This is a genomic window from Cellulosimicrobium sp. So1_17 (assembly GCF_055181235.1).
Map to the genome: position 1 here is coordinate 27,962 of NZ_CM143702.1, position 22,520 is coordinate 50,481.

The 22,520-nt window shown below is 73.0% G+C and carries 19 protein-coding genes; 15 read left to right on the forward strand and 4 right to left on the reverse strand.

The window, feature by feature from the left end:
• Both ACZCLJ_RS00120 and ACZCLJ_RS00125 read right to left on the reverse strand, forming a co-directional pair.
• Window positions 1-534, reverse strand: a complete 534-nt coding sequence (locus ACZCLJ_RS00120; RefSeq protein WP_463105044.1) for a GNAT family N-acetyltransferase — start codon at window positions 532-534, stop codon at window positions 1-3.
• A 56-nt stretch (window positions 535-590) separates the two neighbouring features.
• On the reverse strand, window positions 591-1,214 hold the full coding sequence (locus ACZCLJ_RS00125) for a DoxX family protein (protein ID WP_463105045.1): 624 nt from the start codon (window positions 1,212-1,214) through the stop codon (window positions 591-593).
• A 283-nt stretch (window positions 1,215-1,497) separates the two neighbouring features.
• On the opposite strand from ACZCLJ_RS00125, the gene ilvD (ACZCLJ_RS00130) reads away from it, so the two are divergent.
• From ilvD (ACZCLJ_RS00130) to ACZCLJ_RS00140, 3 genes are all read left to right on the forward strand, one after another.
• Window positions 1,498-3,360 carry a dihydroxy-acid dehydratase gene (gene ilvD / locus ACZCLJ_RS00130; RefSeq protein ID WP_463105046.1) on the forward strand — a complete coding sequence of 621 codons (1,863 nt, stop codon included), beginning with the start codon at window positions 1,498-1,500 and terminating at the stop codon, window positions 3,358-3,360.
• A 118-nt stretch (window positions 3,361-3,478) separates the two neighbouring features.
• Window positions 3,479-5,185: a dihydroxy-acid dehydratase gene (gene ilvD / locus ACZCLJ_RS00135; protein ID WP_251151789.1), complete on the forward strand. Its 1,707-nt coding sequence runs from the start codon at window positions 3,479-3,481 to the stop codon at window positions 5,183-5,185.
• Between the two features lie 25 nt (window positions 5,186-5,210).
• Window positions 5,211-6,515: a VOC family protein gene (locus ACZCLJ_RS00140; protein ID WP_463105047.1), complete on the forward strand. Its 1,305-nt coding sequence runs from the start codon at window positions 5,211-5,213 to the stop codon at window positions 6,513-6,515.
• Window positions 6,516-6,530: 15 nt separating this feature from the next.
• Here ACZCLJ_RS00140 and ACZCLJ_RS00145 read toward each other — a convergent pair whose 3' ends face one another.
• Complete coding sequence (locus tag ACZCLJ_RS00145) at window positions 6,531-7,295, reverse strand: 4'-phosphopantetheinyl transferase family protein (RefSeq protein ID WP_463105048.1); 765 nt, start codon at window positions 7,293-7,295, stop codon at window positions 6,531-6,533.
• A 198-nt stretch (window positions 7,296-7,493) separates the two neighbouring features.
• Between ACZCLJ_RS00145 and ACZCLJ_RS00150 the strand changes: the two genes are divergently transcribed.
• The 10 genes from ACZCLJ_RS00150 to ACZCLJ_RS00195 all read left to right on the forward strand — a co-directional run bounded on the left by ACZCLJ_RS00150 (window position 7,494) and on the right by ACZCLJ_RS00195 (window position 18,718).
• The gene (locus tag ACZCLJ_RS00150; RefSeq protein ID WP_251151787.1) at window positions 7,494-8,171 is read left to right on the forward strand and encodes a VOC family protein; all 678 of its coding nucleotides are present in this window, start codon (window positions 7,494-7,496) and stop codon (window positions 8,169-8,171) included.
• Between the two features lie 93 nt (window positions 8,172-8,264).
• Window positions 8,265-9,344 carry a DUF4037 domain-containing protein gene (locus tag ACZCLJ_RS00155; protein ID WP_463105049.1) on the forward strand — a complete coding sequence of 360 codons (1,080 nt, stop codon included), beginning with the start codon at window positions 8,265-8,267 and terminating at the stop codon, window positions 9,342-9,344.
• Window positions 9,341-9,907 (forward strand): hypothetical protein, encoded by a 567-nt coding sequence (locus tag ACZCLJ_RS00160; protein WP_463105050.1) that lies wholly within the window; start codon window positions 9,341-9,343, stop codon window positions 9,905-9,907. The genes ACZCLJ_RS00155 and ACZCLJ_RS00160 overlap by 4 nt, the downstream gene beginning before the upstream one ends.
• A gap of 20 nt (window positions 9,908-9,927) precedes the next feature.
• A complete protein-coding gene (locus tag ACZCLJ_RS00165) occupies window positions 9,928-11,793 on the forward strand; it encodes an alpha-glucosidase (RefSeq protein ID WP_463105051.1) in 1,866 nt (621 codons plus the stop codon).
• Window positions 11,794-11,917: 124 nt separating this feature from the next.
• A complete protein-coding gene (locus tag ACZCLJ_RS00170; RefSeq protein ID WP_463105052.1) occupies window positions 11,918-12,895 on the forward strand; it encodes an ABC transporter ATP-binding protein in 978 nt (325 codons plus the stop codon).
• Entirely contained in the window at window positions 12,892-13,887 is a 996-nt protein-coding gene (locus ACZCLJ_RS00175; protein ID WP_251151783.1) for an ABC transporter permease subunit, read from the forward strand. Before ACZCLJ_RS00170 ends, ACZCLJ_RS00175 begins: the two co-directional genes overlap by 4 nt.
• Window positions 13,888-14,380: 493 nt before the next feature.
• Complete coding sequence (locus tag ACZCLJ_RS00180) at window positions 14,381-16,279, forward strand: acetolactate synthase large subunit (RefSeq protein WP_463105053.1); 1,899 nt, start codon at window positions 14,381-14,383, stop codon at window positions 16,277-16,279.
• 100 nt (window positions 16,280-16,379) lie between these two features.
• A complete protein-coding gene (ilvN, locus tag ACZCLJ_RS00185) occupies window positions 16,380-16,904 on the forward strand; it encodes an acetolactate synthase small subunit (protein ID WP_251151781.1) in 525 nt (174 codons plus the stop codon).
• A 66-nt stretch (window positions 16,905-16,970) separates the two neighbouring features.
• Window positions 16,971-17,996: a ketol-acid reductoisomerase gene (gene ilvC, locus ACZCLJ_RS00190; protein WP_463105054.1), complete on the forward strand. Its 1,026-nt coding sequence runs from the start codon at window positions 16,971-16,973 to the stop codon at window positions 17,994-17,996.
• A gap of 146 nt (window positions 17,997-18,142) precedes the next feature.
• Window positions 18,143-18,718 (forward strand): ASCH domain-containing protein, encoded by a 576-nt coding sequence (locus tag ACZCLJ_RS00195; protein ID WP_463105055.1) that lies wholly within the window; start codon window positions 18,143-18,145, stop codon window positions 18,716-18,718.
• Window positions 18,719-18,823: 105 nt separating this feature from the next.
• On the opposite strand, the gene ACZCLJ_RS00200 is transcribed toward ACZCLJ_RS00195, so the two are convergent.
• The gene (locus tag ACZCLJ_RS00200) at window positions 18,824-20,044 is read right to left on the reverse strand and encodes an ROK family transcriptional regulator (protein ID WP_463105056.1); all 1,221 of its coding nucleotides are present in this window, start codon (window positions 20,042-20,044) and stop codon (window positions 18,824-18,826) included.
• A 150-nt stretch (window positions 20,045-20,194) separates the two neighbouring features.
• On the opposite strand from ACZCLJ_RS00200, the gene ACZCLJ_RS00205 reads away from it, so the two are divergent.
• Entirely contained in the window at window positions 20,195-21,346 is a 1,152-nt protein-coding gene (locus tag ACZCLJ_RS00205; protein ID WP_463105057.1) for a thermonuclease family protein, read from the forward strand.
• 108 nt (window positions 21,347-21,454) lie between these two features.
• Window positions 21,455-22,510, forward strand: a complete 1,056-nt coding sequence (locus ACZCLJ_RS00210; RefSeq protein ID WP_463105058.1) for a 3-isopropylmalate dehydrogenase — start codon at window positions 21,455-21,457, stop codon at window positions 22,508-22,510.
• Window positions 22,511-22,520: the final 10 nt, after the last annotated feature.

Here is a 22,520-nt window from a genome sequence, read left to right on the forward strand (position 1 = left end):
TCAGCGGTGGACGTCGGCGGGCGGGACACCGGGGTCGTCGCCGGAGGTGGACCACCACTCGACCGGACCCCGCTCGTCGGACGAGGTGCGCGCGACGGCGAGCCCGATCTTCTCCGCCACCCGTCGGGACGCGGGGTTGTCCGGCCGGATCGTCGCCCAGAGCCGCCGCCGACCCGTCGCGAGCGCGGCGTCGCGCAGGACCGCCGCCGCCTCGGTCGCGTATCCCTGGCCGCGGGCTTCGGGGAGCAGCTCCCACGCGAGCTCCGGCTCGTCGAACGAGGTGCGTCCGACGACCACGGCGACGTAGCCGAGCGCGGCGGAGCCGTCGAGCGGACGCAGCACGCGGGCGCCGATGCCGCGCGCGACGAGCTCGTCCATGGCCCGGATGCGCCGCAACGTCTCCGCCCGGTCGACCGGCGGCGCGTCGCGCGTGGCGAACAGCCGCTCGAGCCAGGAGGCGTCGTCCTCGCGTTCCGGCGTGAGCAGCATGCGGTTCGTGCGCAGCTCGAGCGGGATCGGCGTGTAGGTCGACATGCCACCATCGTCGCGGGTCTGCGACCGTGCGCGGACCGCAGACCCGCGACGCGTCCTCACCGGAGCCAGGGCGACCGGCTCACGACCGACACGCGGGCCCAGCGGCGGCCGAGGCCCCACGTGTCGCCTGAGAGTGTCGTGGCGAGGACGGCGAGCATCAGGACCACCACGACGTGCTGGTCGACGACGGGGTTGTTCGACCCGGCGGCGACGGGCCACTGCGAGAGCCAGAGCATCGCGAACAGGAGGCCACCGCACACGGCGGCGGCCCGGACCGCGGTCCCGAGCAGCAGCGCCAGTCCCGTGCCGAGCAGGCCCAGCATGAAGAGCCAGTCGGTCGCGGGTCCCGCCATCGAGGCGAGCGTGCCCGCGAGCGGGCCCTGGGCGCCGTGCTCGAGGTACCCCTGCGTCGGAGCGGTCCCCGCGAGCCACGCCCGCTCGGGCGGCGTGGCGTAGCCGAGACCGAGCAGCTTGTCGGCGAACGGCCACAGGAAGACGACGGCCGTCCCGAGCCGCGCCAGGGCGAGCGCCCGCCGGGCCGACACCCGGGTCACCACGCGCTCCTGGGTCACGACCGCACGGGCCGGGTGCGGACCCGGCGATGCGGGACCGCCCGGCGCCGCGTCGTCGGGCGCGTCGGCGGCGCGGTGCTGCGGTGCCCCGGTGATGGACGTGTTCATACGAGCCCCCTCGATCGTGACGACCCGGCGCCGTGCGCGTCGGTCGCTCTCGCTGCGGGCGGCCGAGGACCGGCGTGCCGCGCCCGACCACCGTGGCACCGGACAGGGTCCGGTTCAACCCTTACGTAACGTTTAAGCGGGGATCCCTCACGGGCGGGGATCTCCCGTACGTAGCGTGACGACCACGACGCGGACGCACCCTTCGCGCGGTTCGTGACAGGCGTAATGTGACACGGCGGCCGGAGGATCGACCGCGGCCCCCCGTCGAAGGAGCTGACCCGACATGAGCCGCCCCCTGCGCTCTCGGACGTCCACCCACGGTCGCAACATGTCCGGAGCCCGCGCCCTGTGGCGCGCGACCGGCATGGGCGCGGAGGACTTCGGGAAGCCGATCATCGCGATCGCGAACTCCTACACGCAGTTCGTACCCGGACACGTCCACCTCAAGGACATGGGCGACCTCGTCGCGTCGGCGATCCGCGAGGCGGGCGGCGTCTCCAAGGAGTTCAACACCATCGCGGTCGACGACGGCATCGCCATGGGCCACGCCGGGATGCTCTACTCGCTCCCCAGTCGCGACCTCATCGCCGACTCGGTCGAGTACATGGTCAACGCGCACTGCGCCGACGCGCTCGTGTGCATCTCCAACTGCGACAAGATCACGCCGGGCATGCTCAACGCGGCGCTGCGGCTCAACATCCCGGTGATCTTCGTGTCCGGCGGACCGATGGAGGCCGGCAAGGCGATCGTGGCGGACGGCGTCGCGAAGACGCCGCTCAACCTCATCAACGCGATCAACTACTCGGCCGACGACAACGTGTCCGACGACGCGCTCGCCCAGGTCGAGGAGAACGCGTGCCCCACCTGCGGGTCGTGCTCGGGCATGTTCACCGCCAACTCGATGAACTGCCTCACCGAGGCGCTCGGCCTCTCGCTGCCCGGCAACGGCTCGACGCTCGCGACGCACGCCGCGCGCAAGGAGCTCTTCCTCGAGGCCGGCCGGACCATCGTCGACCTCGCGCGCCGCTACTACGACGACGAGGACGACTCCGTCGCGCCGCGGTCCATCGCCACCAAGGCGGCGTTCTCCAACGCGATGGCGCTCGACGTCGCGATGGGCGGCTCCACCAACACGGTGCTGCACATCCTCGCGGCCGCGCAGGAGGGCGAGATCGACTTCGACCTCACCGACATCGAGCGGATCAGCCGCCGCGTGCCGTGCCTGTCGAAGGTCGCCCCCAACCACCCGAGCTTCCACATGGAGGACGTCCACCGCGCCGGCGGCATCCCCGCGCTGCTCGGCGAGCTGGACCGCGGAGGGCTGCTCGACCACGACGTGACGTCCGTCCACACGCCCACGCTGCGTGCCTGGCTCGACGACTGGGACATCCGCGGCGGCAAGGCCACCGACCGTGCGGTCGAGCTGTTCCACGCGGCGCCCGGCGGCGTGCGGACCACGCAGGCGTTCTCCACGTCCAACCGCTGGGAGTCGCTCGACACGGACGCCGAGAACGGCTGCATCCACGACGTCGAGCACGCGTACACCGTCGAGGGCGGCCTCGCCGTCCTGCGCGGCAACCTCGCCGAGGACGGCGCCGTGTTCAAGACCGCGGGCGTCGACCCGGACGTCTTCCACTTCGTGGGGACGGCGCTCGTCTGCGAGTCGCAGGACGAGGCCGTCGAGAAGATCCTCACCAAGCAGGTCCAGCCCGGGCACGTCGTCGTCGTGCGCTACGAGGGCCCCGCGGGCGGGCCGGGCATGCAGGAGATGCTCTACCCGACGTCGTTCATCAAGGGCCGCGGGCTTGGGAAGGTGTGCGCGCTCATCACCGACGGCCGGTTCTCCGGCGGGTCCAGCGGCATCTCGGTCGGCCACGTGTCGCCCGAGGCCGCCGCCGGGGGAGTGATCGGGCTCGTCGAGGACGGCGACGAGATCGAGATCGACGTCGATACGCGCCTCATCCGGCTCAACGTCCCCGACGACGTGCTCGCCGAGCGCCGCGCCAAGATGGAGGCGCGCGAGAACCCGTGGCAGCCCGTCGACCGCGACCGGTACGTCTCGCCGGCGCTCCAGGCGTACGCCGCGATGGCGACGTCGGCGGACCGCGGCGCGGTGCGCGACGTGTCGCTCATCCGGCGTCGCTGATTTGAACCCGTCGACCGCGAGGTAGAACCGCAGGTCGCGAGGTAGGGCTCTCGGAGCCCTACCTCGCGACCTGCGGTTCTACCTCGCCGTCGGCCCGGGAGGTTCCTAGAGTGAGGGCATGACGGACACCGATGCCGCACCCGACCTCAAGCCTCGTTCCCGCCAGGTCACCGACGGCCTGGAGGCGACGGCGTCGCGCGGGATGCTGCGCGCCGTCGGGATGGGCGACGAGGACTTCGCGAAGCCGCAGATCGGGATCGCGAGCTCGTGGAACGAGATCACGCCGTGCAACCTGTCGCTCGACCGGCTCGCGCAGGGCGCCAAGGAGGGCGTGCACGCGGGCGGCGGGTACCCGCTGCAGTTCGGGACGATCTCGGTGTCCGACGGCATCTCGATGGGCCACGAGGGGATGCACTTCTCGCTCGTGAGCCGCGACGTCATCGCGGACTCGGTCGAGACGGTCGTCCAGGCGGAGCGGCTCGACGGCACGGTGCTCCTCGCGGGCTGCGACAAGTCCCTGCCGGGGATGCTCATGGCCGCGGCCCGCCTCGACCTCGCGAGCGTGTTCCTCTACGCCGGGTCGATCATGCCCGGGTGGGTCAAGCTGTCCGACGGCACGGAGAAGGACGTCACGCTCATCGACGCGTTCGAGGCCGTCGGCGCGTGCGCGCGCGGGCTCATGAGCCGCGAGGACGTCGACCGGATCGAGCGCGCGATCTGCCCCGGTGAGGGCGCGTGCGGCGGCATGTACACGGCGAACACCATGGCGTCCGTCGCCGAGGCGATGGGCATGTCGCTGCCCGGGTCGGCGGCGCCGCCGTCGGCGGACCGCCGCCGGGACGCGTTTGCGCACCGGTCGGGCGAGGCGGTCGTCGAGCTCCTGCGTCGGGGGATCACCGCGCGCGACATCATGACGAAGGAGGCGTTCGAGAACGCGATCGCCGTGGTCATGGCGTTCGGCGGGTCGACCAACGCCGTGCTGCACCTGCTCGCCATCGCGCACGAGGCCGAGGTCGAGCTGACGCTCGCCGACTTCGACCGCGTCGCGGCGCGGGTCCCTCACCTGGGCGACCTCAAGCCGTTCGGCCGGTACGTCATGAACGACGTCGACCGCATCGGGGGAGTGCCCGTCGTCATGAAGGCGCTGCTCGACGCCGGGCTGCTGCACGGCGACGCGCTCACGGTGACCGGTCGGACCGTGGCCGAGAACCTGGCGGCCATCGCCCCGCCCGACCCCGACGGCAAGATCCTGCGCGCGCTCGACAACCCGATCCACCACACCGGCGGCATCACGATCCTGCACGGCTCGCTCGCGCCCGAGGGCGCCGTCGTGAAGTCCGCGGGCTTCGACGAGGACGTGTTCGAGGGCACGGCGCGGGTCTTCGAGCGCGAGCGCGCGGCGCTCGACGCCTTGGAGGACGGGACCATCACGGACGGGGACGTCGTCGTCATCCGGTACGAGGGCCCCAAGGGCGGTCCGGGGATGCGCGAGATGCTCGCCATCACCGGAGCGATCAAGGGCGCGGGCCTCGGCAAGACCGTCCTGCTCCTCACCGACGGCCGGTTCTCCGGAGGGACGACCGGCCTGTGCGTGGGCCACGTCGCACCCGAGGCCGTCGACGGCGGCCCGGTCGCGTTCGTGCGCGACGGCGACCGCATCCGGCTCGACGTCGCGAACAAGACGCTCGACCTGCTCGTGGACCCGGCGGAGCTCGAGCAGCGCCGCGACGGCTGGGTGCCGCTCCCGCCGACCTTCACCCGCGGGGTGCTCGCCAAGTACGCCAAGCTCGTCCAGTCGGCATCGCGCGGCGCGATCCTCGAGTAGCGGGCCGCGAGCCACGAGGAGGGTCATGGACGAGGTCGTCACCACCCGGTCGTTCCAGGAGTCGGAGGGCGCACAGGACTGGCGCACGCTCGCCCGCGGCGCGTCCGCCACGTTCCGGACGCGGTCCCTGCGCGACGGCGCGGCCCTCGTCGAGCGCGTCGGTGCGCTCGCGGAGGCGGCGAGGCACCACCCGGACGTCGACCTGCGCCCGCGCGCCGTCGTGGTCCGCGTCATCACGCACGGTGTGTGGGCGCTCACCGAGGCCGACCTGGTGCTCGCTCGCCGGGTGTCCGACGCGGCGCGCGGGCTCGGGCTCGCCCCCGACCCGTCCGCGGCCCAGGAGGTCGACCTGACGATCGACACGCAGGACGTCGGCGCGGCGCGACGATTCTGGTCGACCGCGCTGGGACACGAGCTCGCCGGCGACGAGGACGTCGTCGACCCGCACTGGCGCTGGCCGTTCGTGTGGTTCCAGGAGATGGACACGCCGCGGCCGTTGCGCAACCGCGTGCACCTGGACGTCTTCGTCCCGCGGGAGGTGCGCCCGCAGCGTCAGGCCGCGGTGCTGGAGGCCGGCGGTCGCGTGGCGAACGACGCGTTCGCACCCCAGTGGTGGACGCTCGCCGACCCAGAGGGCAACGAGGTCGACCTGGAGGGTTGGGACACGTTCCCGTTCGAGCTCCCGGAGCCGTGGCTCACGCCGGACGCGTTCCTCTCCGCGCCCGGCGTCGAGGACTGGCGTTTCCTCCAGGGCGTCAGCGCCTACTGGAGGGGTCCCTGGTCGGACCTCGTCGAGCTCGTCGGCCGGACGGGTGCACTGGCCGACGACGCCGGTCTGAACGCCTACGTCGACCTGCGGCCGGGCGGGGTCACCGTGCGCCTCGGCCCGCCCGACGAAGGGTGGGTCGCCCGCGCCGACCTCGCGCTCGCCCAGAAGGTCCAGTCCGCGGCGCGCGAGCTCGGGCTGACCGCGGACCCGGCGACCGTGCGCGACGTCCAGCTCGCGTTCGACGCCCTCGACATCCCCGCCGTGCAGGACTTCTGGGCCGCCGTCCTCGCGTACGCCACGCGTGAGGAGACCGACCTGTACGACCCTCTCCTGCGGGGTCCGTCGATCTTCCTCCAGCAGCTCGACGCTCCCCGCGAGCAGCGGAACCGGATCCACGTGGACGTCTTCGTCGCGCACGACCAGGCGCAGGCTCGTGTCGACGCGGCGCTCGCGGCGGGCGGACGGCTCGTGCGCGACCGGTCACCGCACTGGTGGACGCTCGCCGACCCCGAGGGCAACGAGGTCGACGTCGCGGTCTCCCTCGGCCGTGACGAGCAGTAGGCCGGACCGTGGTCGTCAGCGGTGCGCGTCGTCGGCCGGGACGCGCGGGGCGTCCGGGTCGCACCACACGACGGCGCCCGTGAACGGTGCCTCGAGCCGCACGTCCGCGACGTGCCAGCCCGGGGCGGGGGAGCGTGGGGTGTCTCCCGCTCCGACGTCGTCCAGCGAGAGGTCGCGCGAGAGCCCGGTCCCGAGCGCCTTGAGGAACGACTCCTTGCGCGTCCACGCCCGGGCGAAGGCCGAGCCCCGCGCCGTCGGGCCGTGCGCGGCGATCTCCGTCCGCTCCCGGGGGTGGAGGGAGCTGGAGATGCTGCGCACCACGCGGTCGTCGGGCGTGCCCTCGACGTCGACGCCGAGGGGTGTGGGGCCGATCGCGACGGCGAACGCGCCGCGCGTGTGCGCGAGGGAGAACTCGGGGCCGCCGTCGAGCACGGGCTTGCCGTGCGGACCGCCGCACGACGGGCACGGCGACGGTCGTGGCGCCAGCTCCTCGGGTGTCGACGACAGCTCGCGCGCGAGCAGCAGGCGCAGGACCACGTGCGAGACCACGTAGGTCGCACGGTCGACGTCGTCCACGTACCGGTCCGCCCGGTCCCGCTCGTCCGCGTCGAGGACGCGGGCACCGAGCGGCGCCGCCCAGGGGGCGCACCGCTCGACCGTGCCCCACCAGACCGCCGGCTCGGCGGACGCCCCCGAGGACGGGGACCGCTCGGCGAACGTGGCGCGCGCGAGTCCGGGCAGGTCGTCCACCCGAGGGAGGTCGTCCAGCGTGCTGCCCACGGTGTGTCCTCCGGTCCGACGTCGTGCCTCGTGATGCGCTGTCGCCCCAGCGCGCACGACGCCGGCAGGTCACCGCGCTCGTGGGGCGGCGACGGGCGCCAGCATAGGACGGCTCGGGCGGGCGTGCCCGGGCAGGTCTCGCTACCGTGAGGCTGGACTGGACGGCCAGGGACGATCGACGTACCGGGAGGCTCCGAGATGACCGACGCGACGGGCGACCGCATCACCGCGCGAGAGTTCCACGACAGCGACGGCGTGGAGGACTGGCGGGTCCTGCTGGCCACGGCGCAGACGCTGTTCCGCACGGGCTCGTTCACCGCGGGCGTCGAGCTCGTCGACGCGATCGGCGAGCTCGCCGAGGCGGCGGACCACCACCCGGACGTGGACCTGCGCTATGGAACGGTCACCGTCCGGCTCACGTCGCACGACGTCGGCGGGCTGAGCCGCCGCGACGTCGAGCTCGCGCGCCGCATCTCCGACGCCGCCCGCGAGCTCGACCTCCGCGCCGCCCCGGCGGCCGTCCAGGAGCTCGAGATCGCGATCGACGCCCTCGTCGGTCCGTCGGTCCAGCCGTTCTGGCGCGCGGTCCTGGGGTACGACGAGGACGCGTCCGACACCTCGGCCGCGCCGGCGCTCACGGACCCGACGACGCACGCGCCGGCCTTCTGGTTCCAGCAGATGGACGCGCCGCGACCGCAGCGCAACCGCATCCACGTGGACGTCACCGTCCCGCACGACGTCGCGGAGGCGCGCGTCACGGCGGCGATCGCCGCGGGCGGGCACCTGGTGTCGGACGACCGCGCGCCGTCGTTCTGGGTCCTCGCGGACGCGGAGGGCAACGAGGCGTGCGTGTGCACCTGGCAGTCTCGGGACTGAGTCCTCGCCGGCGGTGCGGCTGCGCGGGGCCGGTGGCCGACTCCTCACCGGAATGTCGTCGCGCCACGGCGCGCGTCCCGGCAGGATGACCGGGTGGACACCGGGGCAGACCTCGCGCGCCGCTACGACGAGCAGGTCGTCGCACCGCTCGTGCGCGGGCGGTGGCCCGGTCTGCCGTACGCGACGGCGCGACTGGGCAGCGGGTCGGACGTGCTCGGCCTCGACGACCCGACGTCCCGCGACCACGACTGGGGGCTGCGCCTCACGCTCCTCGTCGACGAGCCGATGGTCGAGGCCGTGGACGCGCTGCTCGACGCCGAGCTCCCGGCCACGTTCGCCGGGCTGCCGACGCGCTTCGCGACGACGTGGGCGCCGCACGGCCCGCACCAGGTCGAGGTCGCCGCTCCGGGCGCGTTCGTGACGTCCCGCCTCGGGGTGGACGCGACGCGGCCGATGAGCGTGGCGGACTGGCTCGCGCTCACCGGTCAGGCGGTCCTCGAGGTGACGGCCGGTCCCGTGTTCACGGACACCGACGGCCGCCTCACCGCTGCGCGCGAGCGCCTCGCACGCTACCCGGAGGACCTGTGGCGGTACGTCGTCGCGACCGACTGGGTGCGCCTCGGGCAGGAGCTGCCGTTCGTCGGGCGCACCGGCGACCGCGGCGACGACCTCGGCTCCCGTGTCGTCGCCGCGCGACTGGTGCGGGTCGCGATGCACCTGGGCTTCCTCCTCGAACGCCGCTGGCCGCCCTACGCCAAGTGGTTCGGCACGCTCTTCGCGCAGCTGCCGCGGGCAGGTGCGCTCGCTCCCGCGCTGCACGCGGCGCTCGCGGCCGAGGACTGGCGGGCTCGCGAGGCGGCGATCTGCCGTGCGGTGGAAGGTCTCCACGCGCTCCAGGCCGAGGTGGGGCTTCCTGTCGCCGAGAGCGCGCTCGGCCCGTTCTGGGGTCGGCCGTACCGAGGTATCGGTCCGGTGCCGGAAGCGATGACGGCGTCCGTCGTCGACCCCGAGGTGCGGGCTCTCCCGCTCGGCGTCGGGTCCGTCGAGCAGTGGGTGGACGACGTCGACGTCCTGATGGACCCGGACCGTCGCGTCGCCGCCGCGCGTGCCGTCCTCGTGCCGCGGGCGTGCGCGCGCTCGTCGAGCCGGCCCGCCTGGGACGGGGTGTCGTGACGCGGGGCTCGATCTCTCGCGACGGTGACCGACCCGACGAACCGCTCGCCCACGGCGGCGGCGAGTGGATCGAGAGCCTCGCCCTGTCGCTGGCGATGACGGGGGACGCTACCGACGAGCACTGGCGGTGGGCCGTCTACCAGCGGGCCGTGAGGGCCCCCGAGCTCTTCTCGACGCTCTGCCGAGCTGTGCACGCCGAACCCGATGCCGCGGTCGCGGTCGGTGTCGCCTTCGCCATGCTCGAGCACGAAGCCGAGGACCCGGCGCGGTGGATCGCCGCCTCACCTGCCACGGAGCGACGGCGGGTGGAGCACCGGGCCTCCGAGATCGCCGTCCTGCGCGGCGTCCGCACAGGGGCGACGCCGACGGCGGAGGACGTCGACCGGTGGTCGGACTGGGTTCAGCGACGCGTCGTCGCAGAGGCCGACGGCCCAGCAGCGCTGGCCGTCCTCGCCGAGCACGGGCGGACCCGGCGCGTTCGCGCCACCGCGCGCGAGCGGCTCGCGCGCCGTCGCGTCGCCGAGGCCGGCGGCGTCGGGCAGGGTGGAGGTCCCACCGTCTGACGCGAGAGGACCACCGACGCATGACGCACCCGAACCCGGCCGTTGACACCGCTCCCGACGCGCCTCGTGGCGGCTGGCCTGGCACGGACTCCCCGGGCGACGCCCCGTGGTGGACGCGCGCCGTCGTCTACCAGGTGTACCCGCGCTCGTTCCAGGACTCCGACGGCGACGGGATCGGGGACCTTCCCGGCGTCCTGCGGCGTCTCGATCATCTCGAGCGGCTCGGCGTCGACGTCGTGTGGCTCTCGCCGGTGTACCGGTCGCCGCAGGCGGACAACGGGTACGACATCAGCGACTACCAGGACGTCGACCCGCTGTTCGGCTCGCTCGCCGACCTCGACGCGCTGATCGAGGGCCTGCACCAGCGCGGCATGAAGCTCGTCATGGATCTGGTCGTCAACCACACGAGCGACGAGCACCCGTGGTTCCGGGAGAGCAGGGCGAGCACGGGCTCCTCGACGCGCGAGTGGTACTGGTGGCGCCCCGCGCGACCCGGCATGGAGCCCGGGACGCCGGGCGCCGAGCCCACGAACTGGCGTTCGTTCTTCGGCGGCAGCGCCTGGGCGTTCGACGAGGCGAGCGGCGAGTACTACCTGCACCTCTTCGACACCAAGCAGCCGGACCTCGGCTGGGAGAACCCCGAGGTGCGGCGCGCGGTCCACGCGATGATGCGGTGGTGGCTCGACCGCGGGGTCGACGGCTTCCGCATGGACGTCATCAACCTGATCTCCAAGGTGGTCGGCCCCGACGGGTCGCTGCCGGACGGCGAGGTGCACTACGGCGTGCTGGGCGACGGCAGCCCGCACTACACCGACGGCCCGCGCGTGCACGAGTACCTCGCGGAGATGCACCGGGAGGTCTTCGCGCCGTACCGGGCGGCAGGACGGGAGATCCTCACGGTGGGGGAGACGCCGGGCGTGACGGTCGACCACGGGCGCCGCTACACGGACCCGGCGCGGCGCGAGGTCGACATGGTGTTCCAGTTCGAGCACATGGGCGTCGACCACGGCACCTCGAAGTGGGACCCGGTGCCGATGCGTCTGACCGACCTCAAGGCGACGTTCGGCCGGTGGCAGGCGGGCCTCGCCGAGGCGGGCTGGAACTCGCTGTACTGGGACAACCACGACCAGCCGCGCGTCGTCTCCCGGTTCGGTGACGACTCGCCCGAGCACCGCGTCGCCTCGGCCAAGGCCCTCGCCCTGCTGCTGCACCTGCACCGCGGCACGCCGTACGTCTACCAGGGCGAGGAGCTCGGGATGACGAACGCGCACTTCACGCGCATCGAGCAGTACCAGGACGTGGAGTCGCTCGGCCACTACCGCGAGATGGTCGAGCACGGCGTCGCGACCCCCGAGCAGATGCTCGCCGCCCTCGCCGCCATGGGCCGCGACAACGCCCGTACGCCCGTCCAGTGGGACGCGAGCGAGCACGCCGGCTTCACGACGGGCACACCCTGGCTCGAGGTCAACCCGAACCATGTCGAGGTCAACGCCGAGGCGGCGTGGGCCGACGACAGCTCCGTCCTCCACTTCTACCGCCGCCTCCACGCGCTGCGCCACGACGTGCCGGTCGTCGCGCTCGGCGACTTCCGCATGCTGCTCCCGGAGCACGAAGCGGTCTACGCGTTCACGCGTGCGCTCGACGCGCCGTCGGACGGCGCTGGTCCCGACGCGGCGTGGGTGCGTGACGAGCTCCTGGTCCTGGTCAACGTCGGCGGGGCGCCGCAGGACGTGCCGTCGGCGGTCGTCGACGGGTGGGCTGGCTCGACCGTCCTGATGGCCACCCACCACGTGCCCGACGACGCGGCCCGGGCCGGCGACGTCGGGCACCTGAGGCCGTGGGAGGGCGTGGTCCTGCGTCGGCGCTCGACCCTCCCTCGCAGGTAGGGGGGCGGTCATGTCTGCGTAGGATCTTGTTCCGCTGAGCACCAAGCATGCCCTAGGCTCCTCGCAGCCGGCGACGACGCCGGGCGTCGGGGCCGCGACGTCGGTCGCAGAGGGGAGCGCACGGGTGCACAGCACGGCGGAGGTGCCCGCGATCGAGACGCGGGGACTGCGCAAGACGTACCGGAGCCGGCGGGGGAGAGCGGTCGGCGTCGAGGGGCTCGACCTGGTGGTCCCCGTGGGCGGCGTGCACGGCTTCCTCGGGCCGAACGGGTCGGGCAAGACCACGACGATCCGGATGCTCCTCGGCCTCGTCCGCGCCGACTCGGGCTCGGCGCGCATCTTCGGCCAGGAGGTACCGCGACACCTGCCCGACGTCGTCGGGCGCGTCGGCGCGATCGTCGAGTCCCCGAAGTTCTTCCCCGCGTTCACCGCCCGCCGGAACCTCGACCTGCTCGCGGCGGCGATCGGCGCCCCCGGTGGGCGCGTCGGCGAGGTGCTGGAGGAGGTCGGCCTCGCCGAGCGGGCCCGCGACCGCTACCGCGGGTACTCGCTCGGCATGAAGCAGCGGCTCGCGATCGCCGCGACGCTCCTCAAGGACCCCGACCTCCTCATCTTCGACGAGCCGACGAACGGGCTCGACCCGGCCGGGATCCGCGAGATCCGCGACACCATGCGCGGCCTCGCGGCCCGCGGCAAGACGGTCCTCGTGAGCAGCCACATCCTCGCCGAGGTGGAGCAGGTCGCCGACACCGTCTCGATCATCGCGCGCGGCCGTCTCGTCGCGAGCGGACGCGTGGACGAGCTCATCGGGGCCGGCGGCGCCTCCGTGCGCGTCGGCGTCGCGGACCCGACCCGTGCCGCGGCGCTCCTGCGCGCGGCCGGCATCACCGTCCGGGAGGAGGGCAGGCACCTGCTGGCCGACGGCGTCACGGACGCCGCCGACATCACGCGCACTCTGGGCGCGCACGACCTGTGGGTGACGGAGCTCGTGCCGGTCCAGGCGGACCTCGAGTCCGTCTTCCTCGACCTCACGGCCCAGGCCGAGGCCGCCGACCGCGCACGACCGCGCCGCGGCGCCCACGCCGAGGAGGTGGCCGCGTGAACCGGCTCGTCCACGCCGAGCTGCGTCGGTACCGCGCGCGGTCGGCGATCCGCTGGCTGTCCGCCGCGACCGTCGCCGTCGCTCTCCTCACCGTGCTCGTCGCGTTCCTCGGGAGCCGGCCGACCCCGCCCGCGGAGGTCGCCGCGGCCGAGACGGTCTTCGCGCAGCAGCAGGAGTGGTGGGAGGACGAGGGGCTGGCGCAGTGCGAGGAGGACGAGGAGCGGGCTCGCGAGACGGATCCAGCGATCGACTTCGGGTGCGAGGACGGGGAGCCCCGGCTCGAGCACTTCCTCACGCCGGTGCCGACGTTCGTGGGCGAGGCGGAGACGTGGCCGCCGACGGGCGTGCAGACGCTCACGACGCAGCTCCCGTTCCTCGCGCTCGCCGGTCTCGTCATCGGCATCACCTTCGTCACGGCCGAGCTCTCGACCGGAGCGATCGGGCTCTGGCTCACGTTCGAGCCCCGTCGTCGTCGCGTGTACTGGTCGAAGCTCGTGGCCGCCGGAGCCGGGGTGGTTCCTCTCGCTGCGGTCGCAGCGCTCGTCATGGTCGGCGGGGCGTGGGGGGCGTACGCGGCGAACGACCAGCTCGGGACGGTGACCGCGCAGACCTGGGTGGACCTCGCGGGCCTGGCCGCTCGCGCCGTGGTGGCGACAGCGGCGCTCGCGGCGATCGGTGTCGCCCTGGGGACGCTCGTCCGGCACGCCGCCGCCGCCCTCGGGGTCGTCGTCGGGTGGCTCGTGCTCGAGAGGATCGCGGTCGCCGCCCTCGACGAGCTCCAGCGCTGGTCGCTCCCCACGAACCTCCTCGCGTGGGTCCAGGGCGGTACGAGCTACTGGGTCATGACGTGCGAGACCGACGCGACCGGGACCCTGTGCGAGGGGGCCGAACGGGTCGTGTCCATGACGCAGGGCGGACTCGTCGTCGGCGTGGCCACGGTCGTCCTGGCCGTGCTCGCCGCCGCGGTGTTCCGCCGCCGCGACGTGTCCTGAGACCCGCTCCGACGTGCGGCCCGGCCTCGAGGGCCGGGTCGCACGTCGGAGCACCGGGCCGGCACGGCGCAGGAGCGCTGCACGGGACCTCGTCCCATCCCGTGAGACGGGCGCCTCGGTACGTGACATCCCCGAAACATGCGCGTACAGTCCCATGACGTGCAGACGATTCTCCTCGTAGTACTTCCTGAGCGCGCCGGCTGAGGCCACGCCACCAGGCTTCGTCAGCGCGCTCACCCCTCGTCCAGCCCGGCATCCCGGGTTCGAGGGGTTTTTTGTTGCCACGAACCAGCACAGCAGCAGAACTGCATCCGAGAAGCACGGCGCGACCGGCCCACCACGGCCACCGCGACTGCCGCACCGCGAGACCCGCGACCACCGGCAGACGTCCGCGCGACCAGCACGACCGCACCACCACGGTCCGCTCCGGTACCGGCGGCGCACCCCGCACGGGGTGCCCGCCGGACCGAGACCACGACACGCAGGAGACACCATGGCCCAGGGTCCTACCCCGGCACCCCCGCGACCGGGGGCCGCGGCACCCGCCGCGACGCCGAAGCCCGCCCCGTCGCCGGCGACGGTCGCCCCGCGCGGCGACACCCGCCGCGCGCAGGTCCGGCCCGCCCAGCCGACGGCGCCCGGCGAGGAGATGACCGGCGCGCAGTCGATCGTCCGCTCGCTCGAGGAGGCCGGTGCGGAGGTCGTCTTCGGCATCCCCGGCGGTGCGATCCTCCCGACGTACGACCCGCTCATGGACAGCAAGCGCCTGCGCCACATCCTCGTGCGTCACGAGCAGGGCGGCGGGCACGCGGCGCAGGGCTACGCGCACGCGACCGGCAGGGTCGGCGTCACCATGGCGACGTCGGGCCCCGGCGCGACGAACCTCGTGACGCCCATCGCCGACGCGAACATGGACTCGATCCCGCTCGTCGCGATCACGGGTCAGGTCGCGGCCGGTGCGATCGGCACCGACGCCTTCCAGGAGGCAGACATCGTCGGCATCACCCTGCCGATCACGAAGCACAACTTCCTCGTCACCGACCCCGACGAGATCCCGCGGACCATCGCCGAGGCGTTCCACATCGCCTCGACGGGACGTCCCGGCCCGGTGCTCGTCGACATCGCGAAGTCCGCGATGCAGTCACGGACGACGTTCTCGTGGCCGCAGGACGTGCACCTGCCCGGCTACCACCCGGTCACCAAGCCGCACAGCAAGCAGATCAAGGAGGCCGCGCGCCTGCTCGTGTCCGCACGGCGCCCCGTGCTCTACGTGGGGGGCGGGACGGTCCGGGCGGACGCGACCTCCGAGCTGCGCCGCCTGGTCGACCTCTCCGGCGCCGCCGTCGTCACGACGCTGATGGCGCGCGGCGCGGTGCCCGACACCCACCCGCAGAACCTCGGCATGCCCGGCATGCACGGCACCGTCCCCGCCGTGGCTGCGCTGCAGAAGGCCGATCTGATCGTCGCTCTCGGCGCGCGCTTCGACGACCGCGTGACCGGCAAGCTGTCGAGCTTCGCCCCGCACGCCGCGATCGTGCACGCCGACATCGACCCCGCCGAGATCGGCAAGAACCGGGACGTGGACGTCCCGATCGTGGGCGACCTCAAGGAGGTCCTCGCCGACCTCGTCCCGGAGCTCGAGCGCGAGCACGCGGCCCAGGGCAAGCCCGACCTCGGGGCCTGGTGGCACCAGATCGACGACTGGCGCGAGACCTATCCGCTCGGGTACACCGAGCCCGACGACGGCCACCTCTCGCCGCAGCACGTCATCTCCCGGCTGGGCGAGATCGCCGGGCCCGACGCCCTGTACGTCGCCGGTGTGGGACAGCACCAGATGTGGGCCGCGCAGTTCATCCGCTACGAGCACCCGCGCACGTGGCTCAACTCCGGCGGTCTCGGGACGATGGGCTTCTCGATCCCCGCGGCCATGGGGGCCAAGGTCGGACGTCCCGACGCGACCGTGTGGGCGATCGACGGCGACGGCTGCTTCCAGATGACCAACCAGGAGCTCGCCACCTGCACGATCAACGACATCCCCATCAAGGTCGCGCTGATCAACAACAGCTCGCTCGGCATGGTGCGCCAGTGGCAGACCCTGTTCTACGACAAGCGCTACTCCAACACCGACCTGCACACCGGGCACGGGACCGCGCGCGTGCCCGACTTCGTCAAGCTCGCCGACGCCTACGGCTGCGAGGGCATCCGCGTGGAGTCGGCGGGCGACGTCGACACCGCGATCAAGCGGGCCATGGAGATCGACGACCGCCCCGTCGTCATCGACTTCAACGTCTCGCGCGACGCGATGGTGTGGCCGATGGTCGCCGCCGGCGTGAGCAACGACGACATCCAGTACGCGCGTGGCATCTCGCCCGCGTGGGATCGGGAGGACTGAGCGATATGCAGCGGAAGTTGAGGGCCGCAGCGAAGCAAGGCACTCGGCTGCAGCGGAATGCAGCCTCGATCCGACCCCTGTCACTGGAGGACTGACCGCCATGTCCCGCCACACCCTCTCCGTGCTCGTCGAGAACAAGCCCGGCGTGCTCACGCGCGTCGCGGGGCTGTTCGCACGCCGCGCGTTCAACATCCACTCGCTCGCCGTCGGGCCGACGGAGCACGAGGAGATCTCGCGCATCACCGTCGTCGTCGACGTCGAGGAGCGCCCCCTGGAGCACGTGACCAAGCAGCTCAACAAGCTGGTCAACGTCATCAAGATCGTCGAGCTCGACGCCGCGGCGTCCGTGCAGCGCGAGCTCCTGCTCGTCAAGGTCCGGGCCGACGGCGCGAACCGCACGGGCGTCCTCGAGGTCGTCAACCTGTTCCGCGCCAAGGTGGTCGACGTCGTCCCCGACGCCGTGACGATCGAGGCCACCGGGACGGGCGAGAAGCTCGACGCCCTGCTCGGAGCGCTCGAGCCGTACGGCGTCCGCGAGATCGTCAAGTCGGGGACCGTCGCCGTCGGGCGCGGCGCGCGCTCCATCACCGACCGAGCGCTGGAACGCGTCGTCCGGTCGGCCTGACCATCACCTACCCTCGCACCAGACCTGCAGACCCCTGCACCGCACCGAAGAACCAGGAGATCCACCGTGGCTGAGCTGTTCTACGACGACGACGCCGACCTGTCCATCATCCAGAGCAAGAAGGTCGCGGTCGTCGGCTACGGGAGCCAGGGGCACGCGCACGCGATGAACCTGCGCGACTCGGGCGTCCAGGTGGTCATCGCGCTCAAGGAGGGCTCGAAGTCCATCGCCAAGGCGACCGACGCGGGCTTCGAGGTCAAGACGGTCGCCGAGGCCGCCACCTGGGCCGACCTGATCATGATCCTCGCGCCGGACCAGCACCAGCGCTCGATCTACAACGACGAGATCAAGCCGAACCTCGCCGCCGGCAAGACGCTCGCGTTCGCGCACGGCTTCAACATCCGCTTCGGCTACATCGAGGCTCCCGAGGGCGTCGACGTCGTCCTCGTCGCACCGAAGGCACCGGGTCACACGGTCCGTCGTGAGTTCGTCGCGGGCCGCGGCATCCCCGACATCATCGCCGTCGAGAAGGACGCCTCGGGCCACGCGTGGGAGACCGCGCTGTCCTACGCCAAGGCCATCGGCGGCACGCGGGCGGGCGTCATCAAGACGACCTTCACGGAGGAGACCGAGACCGACCTGTTCGGCGAGCAGGCCGTGCTCTGCGGCGGTGTCTCGCAGCTCGTCCAGTACGGCTTCGAGACCCTCACCGAGGCGGGCTACCAGCCCGAGATCGCCTACTTCGAGGTGCTGCACGAGCTCAAGCTCATCGTCGACCTCATGTGGGAGGGCGGCATCGCCAAGCAGCGCTGGTCCGTCTCCGACACCGCCGAGTACGGCGACTACGTCTCCGGCCCGCGCGTCATCGACCCGCACGTCAAGGAGAACATGCAGGCCGTCCTCGCCGACATCCAGTCCGGCGCGTTCGCGCAGCGGTTCATCGACGACCAGGACGCCGGCGCCCCGGAGTTCCACCGCCTGCGCGAGCAGGGTGCCCAGCACCCGATCGAGAAGGTCGGCAAGGACCTGCGTGCGCTCTTCGCGTGGAAGCAGCAGGACGCGGACTACACCGACGGGTCGGCTGCTCGCTGAGCTGCTGACCGAGCTTCTGCCACGCCTCTCGGGGTGGGTGACGCGTGCTGCGCGCGTCTCCCACCCCGTCGGCGTGCCGGGCGACACGACCGGGACGAAGGGGCGAAGACCGGGCACTTCGACGCGTCGTGGGACAGGATGAGGGCATGACGGCACCGATGGGGGACCCGATGGCAGGCGGCGAGAACAGTGGCGGGCCGGAGGCGGCGGAGCCGCTCGAGCTCGTCGGCGCGACCGACGAGCAGGCGCAGGAGATCCTCGCCTTCTGGGAGGTCGCGCGACCGAGCGCAGGGCTCGGCAAGATCGGCGTCGTGGTCGGTACGGGGGTGACCGAGACGATGCCGCCCGCGGCCTGGTCGTTCGGCGACAACCCGGAGCTCGCCGACTCGCTGCTCGCGGCAGTCCTCTCCGGTGCCAAGACGTCGACCTCGTCGTCGCTGTGGGAGTACGACGACGAGACGCCCGTCCCCGAGAAGGGGGAGCTGTCGATCCTGCTCGACGGCGCGGGGCACCCTCGCGCGCTGATCCGGGCGACGGCGGTCGACGTCGTGCCGTTCGGTGACGTCGACGCGGACTTCGCGCTCGCGGAGGGGGAGGACGACGGGTCGCTCGAGGCGTGGCGCGAGGGGCACCGGCGCTACTTCGCCCGCGTCCTCGGCCGGGACGTGCCCGAGGACATGCCGGTGGTGTGCGAGCGGTTCGAGCTGCGGTACCCGAGGTAGCACAGCTCGTCGACGTCAGGTCCACGGTCCCGGTGACGCGGGGGTGGGTGACGGCCGGCCGTGCCACGTTCGGTCGGCCGTCACCCGGCGGGGCAGGGAAGAGGACTACCCCGAGACGGTGGGCATGGCGGCCGGTGCGTGCCCGGGACGGCCGGCTGCGGCGAGGAGGAGCGCTCGGACGTCCTGCGCGACGACGGAGCGCGCGCCCCGCAGGACGGCGAGCTCGGGCACGGCGCTCGTGACGATCGAGCCCGTCGCCTGGTCGGTCGCGCGCAGCAGGCGGGCGGTCTCCTCCGCGAGCGCCGTGCCGCCCACGACGCCGGTGGGGCCGCCAAGCACCACGGCGTCGGGCTCGAGGATCGCGACGACCGGCTGCAGCACCACGGCCACGCGCCGCGCGAGGTCCGCGACGAACGCGTCCGACGCGGGTGTCCCGACGTGCCGGACGAGAGCGTCGACCACCGTGTCGTAGGGAGTGCCCTCGGCGACGCCGGGGATCCCTGCGCGGGCGGCGATCTCGACGACCCGCAACCCGCCGACGAGGTCCTGGGCGTTGACCGAGTCGTCGATGTGGTGGGCCGGCACGGGCAGGTAGCCGATCTCACCGGCGCCGCCCGCCGTCCCGCGGTGGACCATCCCGTCGACCCACGACCCCAGGCCGATGCCCTCGCCCAGCCACAGGAGGCTGAAGGTGGAGTCCCCGCGTCCGGCGTCACGCTCGGCGATGGCGGCGAGGTTGACGTCGTTCTCGATGCGGAACGAGACGCCGAGCGCGTTCTCGAGGTGTGCGCGCAGCCCGCGACGCGGCCAGCCGGGCAGCTCGCCGACGAGGGTGAGGTCACCGCTGCGCGGGTCGGGGGCGGCCTGCACCCCGAGGACGGCGCACGCGACCCGGTCCTGCGGGACCCCTGCGGCCGCGCACGCGTCCTGCCACGCGGTACGGACGTCGTCGACCGCTGTCCGGTCCGGACCGGACCGGACGACCGTGTCCCCGAGCGGGTGCCCCAAGGCGTCCACGACGCTGGCCCGGACACCGCAGGGCAGGACGTCCAGGGCGAGCCCGACGACGACGTCGGTGCGCGCCGCGTAGGTCACCGCCTGCGGGCCGCGCGAGCCCTGGACGACGCCGGTCGGCTCGATGAGACCCGACTGCTCGAGCCGTGCGACGATCTGGGAGGCGGTCGGTCGCGAGACGCCGGTGCGGTCGCCGATCTGCGAGCGCGTCATCGGCCCCTCGTCGAGGAGGAGCTCGAGCGCCGCGCGGTCGTTGATCGTGCGCAGCAGCCCGGGTGTCCCGGGGATCCTCGACGCGGAGGGATCGGTCATCGCCGTCCTTAGAGTGGTCTTAAGAAAGTTTCCTAACTGTGCCTGCTCGGGGCTTGCGGCGCAAGTCGGGCACTTCGCCGCGCGGCCTCGCCGTGGGACGATGGTGCGCCCCGTCCGTCGGCTGGGCGCTCCAGCACGAAGGACTCCGCGGTGCCCACCACCATCTTCCGGGGGCGCCGAGCCGCCTCCCGTCCTGTCGCGACGATCATTCCGCTCGCCCTCGTCGTGACCCTCCTGACGACCGCGTGCGAGGACACGACGACCGCCGTGGTGACCGCGGTGGTCGACGGGGACACGATCGACGTGCAGGTCGACGGCGAGGAGCGGCGCGTCCGTCTGCTCAACATCGACACGCCGGAGTCGGTCGACCCGAACCACCCCGTCGAGTGTCTCGGCCCGGAGGCCGCGCGGTTCTTGGCCGACCGGCTGCCCGTGGGCACGGAGGTCGAGCTCGCGCACGACGCCGTCCGGACGGACAGGTACGACCGTGATCTCGCGGCGGTCTTCCACGACGAGGACCTTGTCAACGCCGAGATCGCCCGTGCCGGGTTCGCCGAGACCCTGGTGGTCGACGGCGACGACCGGTTCTACGACGAGATCGAGCGCGCCCGTGCCGATGCCGAGGCGAACGGGGTCGGCCTGTACGCGACGGACATCGCCTGCACCGTGCCGGCACAGGTCGCCGCCTTCGACGGCCAGGTCACGCAGGCCCTCGCCGGGGCACCCACGAGCGGAGCGACTCTCGACGACCTCGACGCCTACGGTGAGACGCTCGCGGCGCTCGCCCTCGCAGGTGGCGCACTGGACGCGGTCCTCCTGTCCGACGGCGCGCGCGCGCTGGGCCTTCCTGACGCCACCCGCCACGGCCTTGTCGCTCAGCGCGACGACGCCCTGGGCCGCGTGACCACCGCCCAGGCGCGACAGCAGGAGACCCGGGCGGCCGAGGAGCAGAGGCTCGCCGCGGAGGCGGCGGAGGCCGCCAGGGCGGCGGAGGAGCAGCGTGTGGCCGCAGAGGAGCAAGAGGCCGCCCGGGTCGCTGCTGAGAAGGAGGCGGCGCGTGCCGAGCAGGAGCGCCGTGCCGCGGCGGACCGTGCGGCGAGCCCCGGTGCCGGGAGCACGTCGGGCTCGGGCGCCGAACCCGCCCCTCCGGCCTCGCCGCCCACCCCGGAGGCGCCGGCCCCGTCGGGCACCGACGCGGGATACACCGGGTGTCGTGCTTACGGTCCCGCCGGCACGTCCGTCGACTCCAAGGGGCGTCCGTTCACCAAGATCGACTGCACGACGAAGCTCCCTATCGGTTGAGCGAGCTGCTCCGGGATGTGGTCGAACGGCCGACGTTCGGGTGCAGAACCACGTCCGAGAGGTGAGACCAGCGTCCCGAGGGATGGTTGGCGGCGTAGGGTCGACGGCATGACGCGCACCATTGATCTGGCAGTCGTCGCCGGCGACGGCATCGGGACCGAGGTCGTCGAGCAGGGCCTCGCCGTGCTCGAGTCCGTGCTCACCGGTACGGACGTAAAGGTCACGACGACACCGTTCGACCTGGGTGCGCGGCGCTGGCACGCGACGGGGGAGACCCTGACGGATGCCGACCTCGAGGCGATCCGCGGGCACGACGCGATCCTCCTGGGGGCCATCGGCGACCCGAGCGTGCCGTCCGGCGTCCTCGAGCGCGGGCTGCTCCTCAAGCTGCGCTTCGCGCTCGACCACTACGTGAACCTGCGCCCGGGCAAGCTCTACCCGGGCGTGACGTCGCCGCTGGCCGACCCGGGCGAGATCGACTTCGTCGTCGTGCGCGAGGGGACCGAAGGGCCGTACGTCGGCAACGGCGGCGCGCTGCGCACCGGGACGCCCCACGAGATCGCGACCGAGGTGTCGGTCAACACCGCGTTCGGCGTCGAGCGCGTCGTCCGCGACGCGTTCGCCCGCGCCCAGGCACGTCCGCGCAAGCACCTCACGCTCGTGCACAAGCACAACGTGCTCGTGCACGCGGGCCACCTGTGGCGCCGCACCGTCGAGGCCGTGAACGCCGACTTCCCCGACGTGACGACCGACTACCTGCACGTCGACGCCGCGACGATCTTCCTCACCACGAACCCGTCGCGCTTCGACGTCATCGTCACGGACAACCTGTTCGGCGACATCCTCACCGACCAGGCCGCGGCGATCACCGGCGGCATTGGTCTCGCAGCGTCCGCGAACATCAACCCGGACCGCACCGCTCCGTCGATGTTCGAGCCGGTGCACGGGTCGGCGCCCGACATCGCCGGACAGGGCAAGGCCGACCCGACCGCGACGGTCCTGTCCGTCGCCCTGCTCCTCGACCACCTCGGGCTCGCCGACGAGGCGAGGCGCGTCGAGGCAGCCGTCGCGGCGGACCTGGCCAACCGCGGTGCCGAGCGCAGCGGCCGAGTACGCTCGACGGCCGAGGTGGGCCGCGAGCTCGCCGCTCGCGTCGCCGGCTGAGCCCTCGACC

Excerpts from the sequence above, each read along its gene's own strand:
- ACZCLJ_RS00195 (WP_463105055.1), top strand. The coding sequence starts at position 18,143 with ATGACGGCACCGATGGGGGACCCGATGGCAGGCGGCGAGAACAGTGGC.
- ACZCLJ_RS00120 (WP_463105044.1), bottom strand. The coding sequence starts at position 534 with ATGTCGACCTACACGCCGATCCCGCTCGAGCTGCGCACGAACCGCATG.
- ilvN (WP_251151781.1), top strand. The coding sequence starts at position 16,380 with ATGTCCCGCCACACCCTCTCCGTGCTCGTCGAGAACAAGCCCGGCGTG.
- ACZCLJ_RS00125 (WP_463105045.1), bottom strand. The coding sequence starts at position 1,214 with ATGAACACGTCCATCACCGGGGCACCGCAGCACCGCGCCGCCGACGCG.
- ACZCLJ_RS00150 (WP_251151787.1), top strand. The coding sequence starts at position 7,494 with ATGACCGACGCGACGGGCGACCGCATCACCGCGCGAGAGTTCCACGAC.
- ACZCLJ_RS00180 (WP_463105053.1), top strand. The coding sequence starts at position 14,381 with ATGGCCCAGGGTCCTACCCCGGCACCCCCGCGACCGGGGGCCGCGGCA.
- ACZCLJ_RS00165 (WP_463105051.1), top strand. The coding sequence starts at position 9,928 with ATGACGCACCCGAACCCGGCCGTTGACACCGCTCCCGACGCGCCTCGT.
- ilvD (WP_251151789.1), top strand. The coding sequence starts at position 3,479 with ATGACGGACACCGATGCCGCACCCGACCTCAAGCCTCGTTCCCGCCAG.
- ilvD (WP_463105046.1), top strand. The coding sequence starts at position 1,498 with ATGAGCCGCCCCCTGCGCTCTCGGACGTCCACCCACGGTCGCAACATG.
- ACZCLJ_RS00200 (WP_463105056.1), bottom strand. The coding sequence starts at position 20,044 with ATGACCGATCCCTCCGCGTCGAGGATCCCCGGGACACCCGGGCTGCTG.
- ACZCLJ_RS00210 (WP_463105058.1), top strand. The coding sequence starts at position 21,455 with ATGACGCGCACCATTGATCTGGCAGTCGTCGCCGGCGACGGCATCGGG.
- ACZCLJ_RS00140 (WP_463105047.1), top strand. The coding sequence starts at position 5,211 with ATGGACGAGGTCGTCACCACCCGGTCGTTCCAGGAGTCGGAGGGCGCA.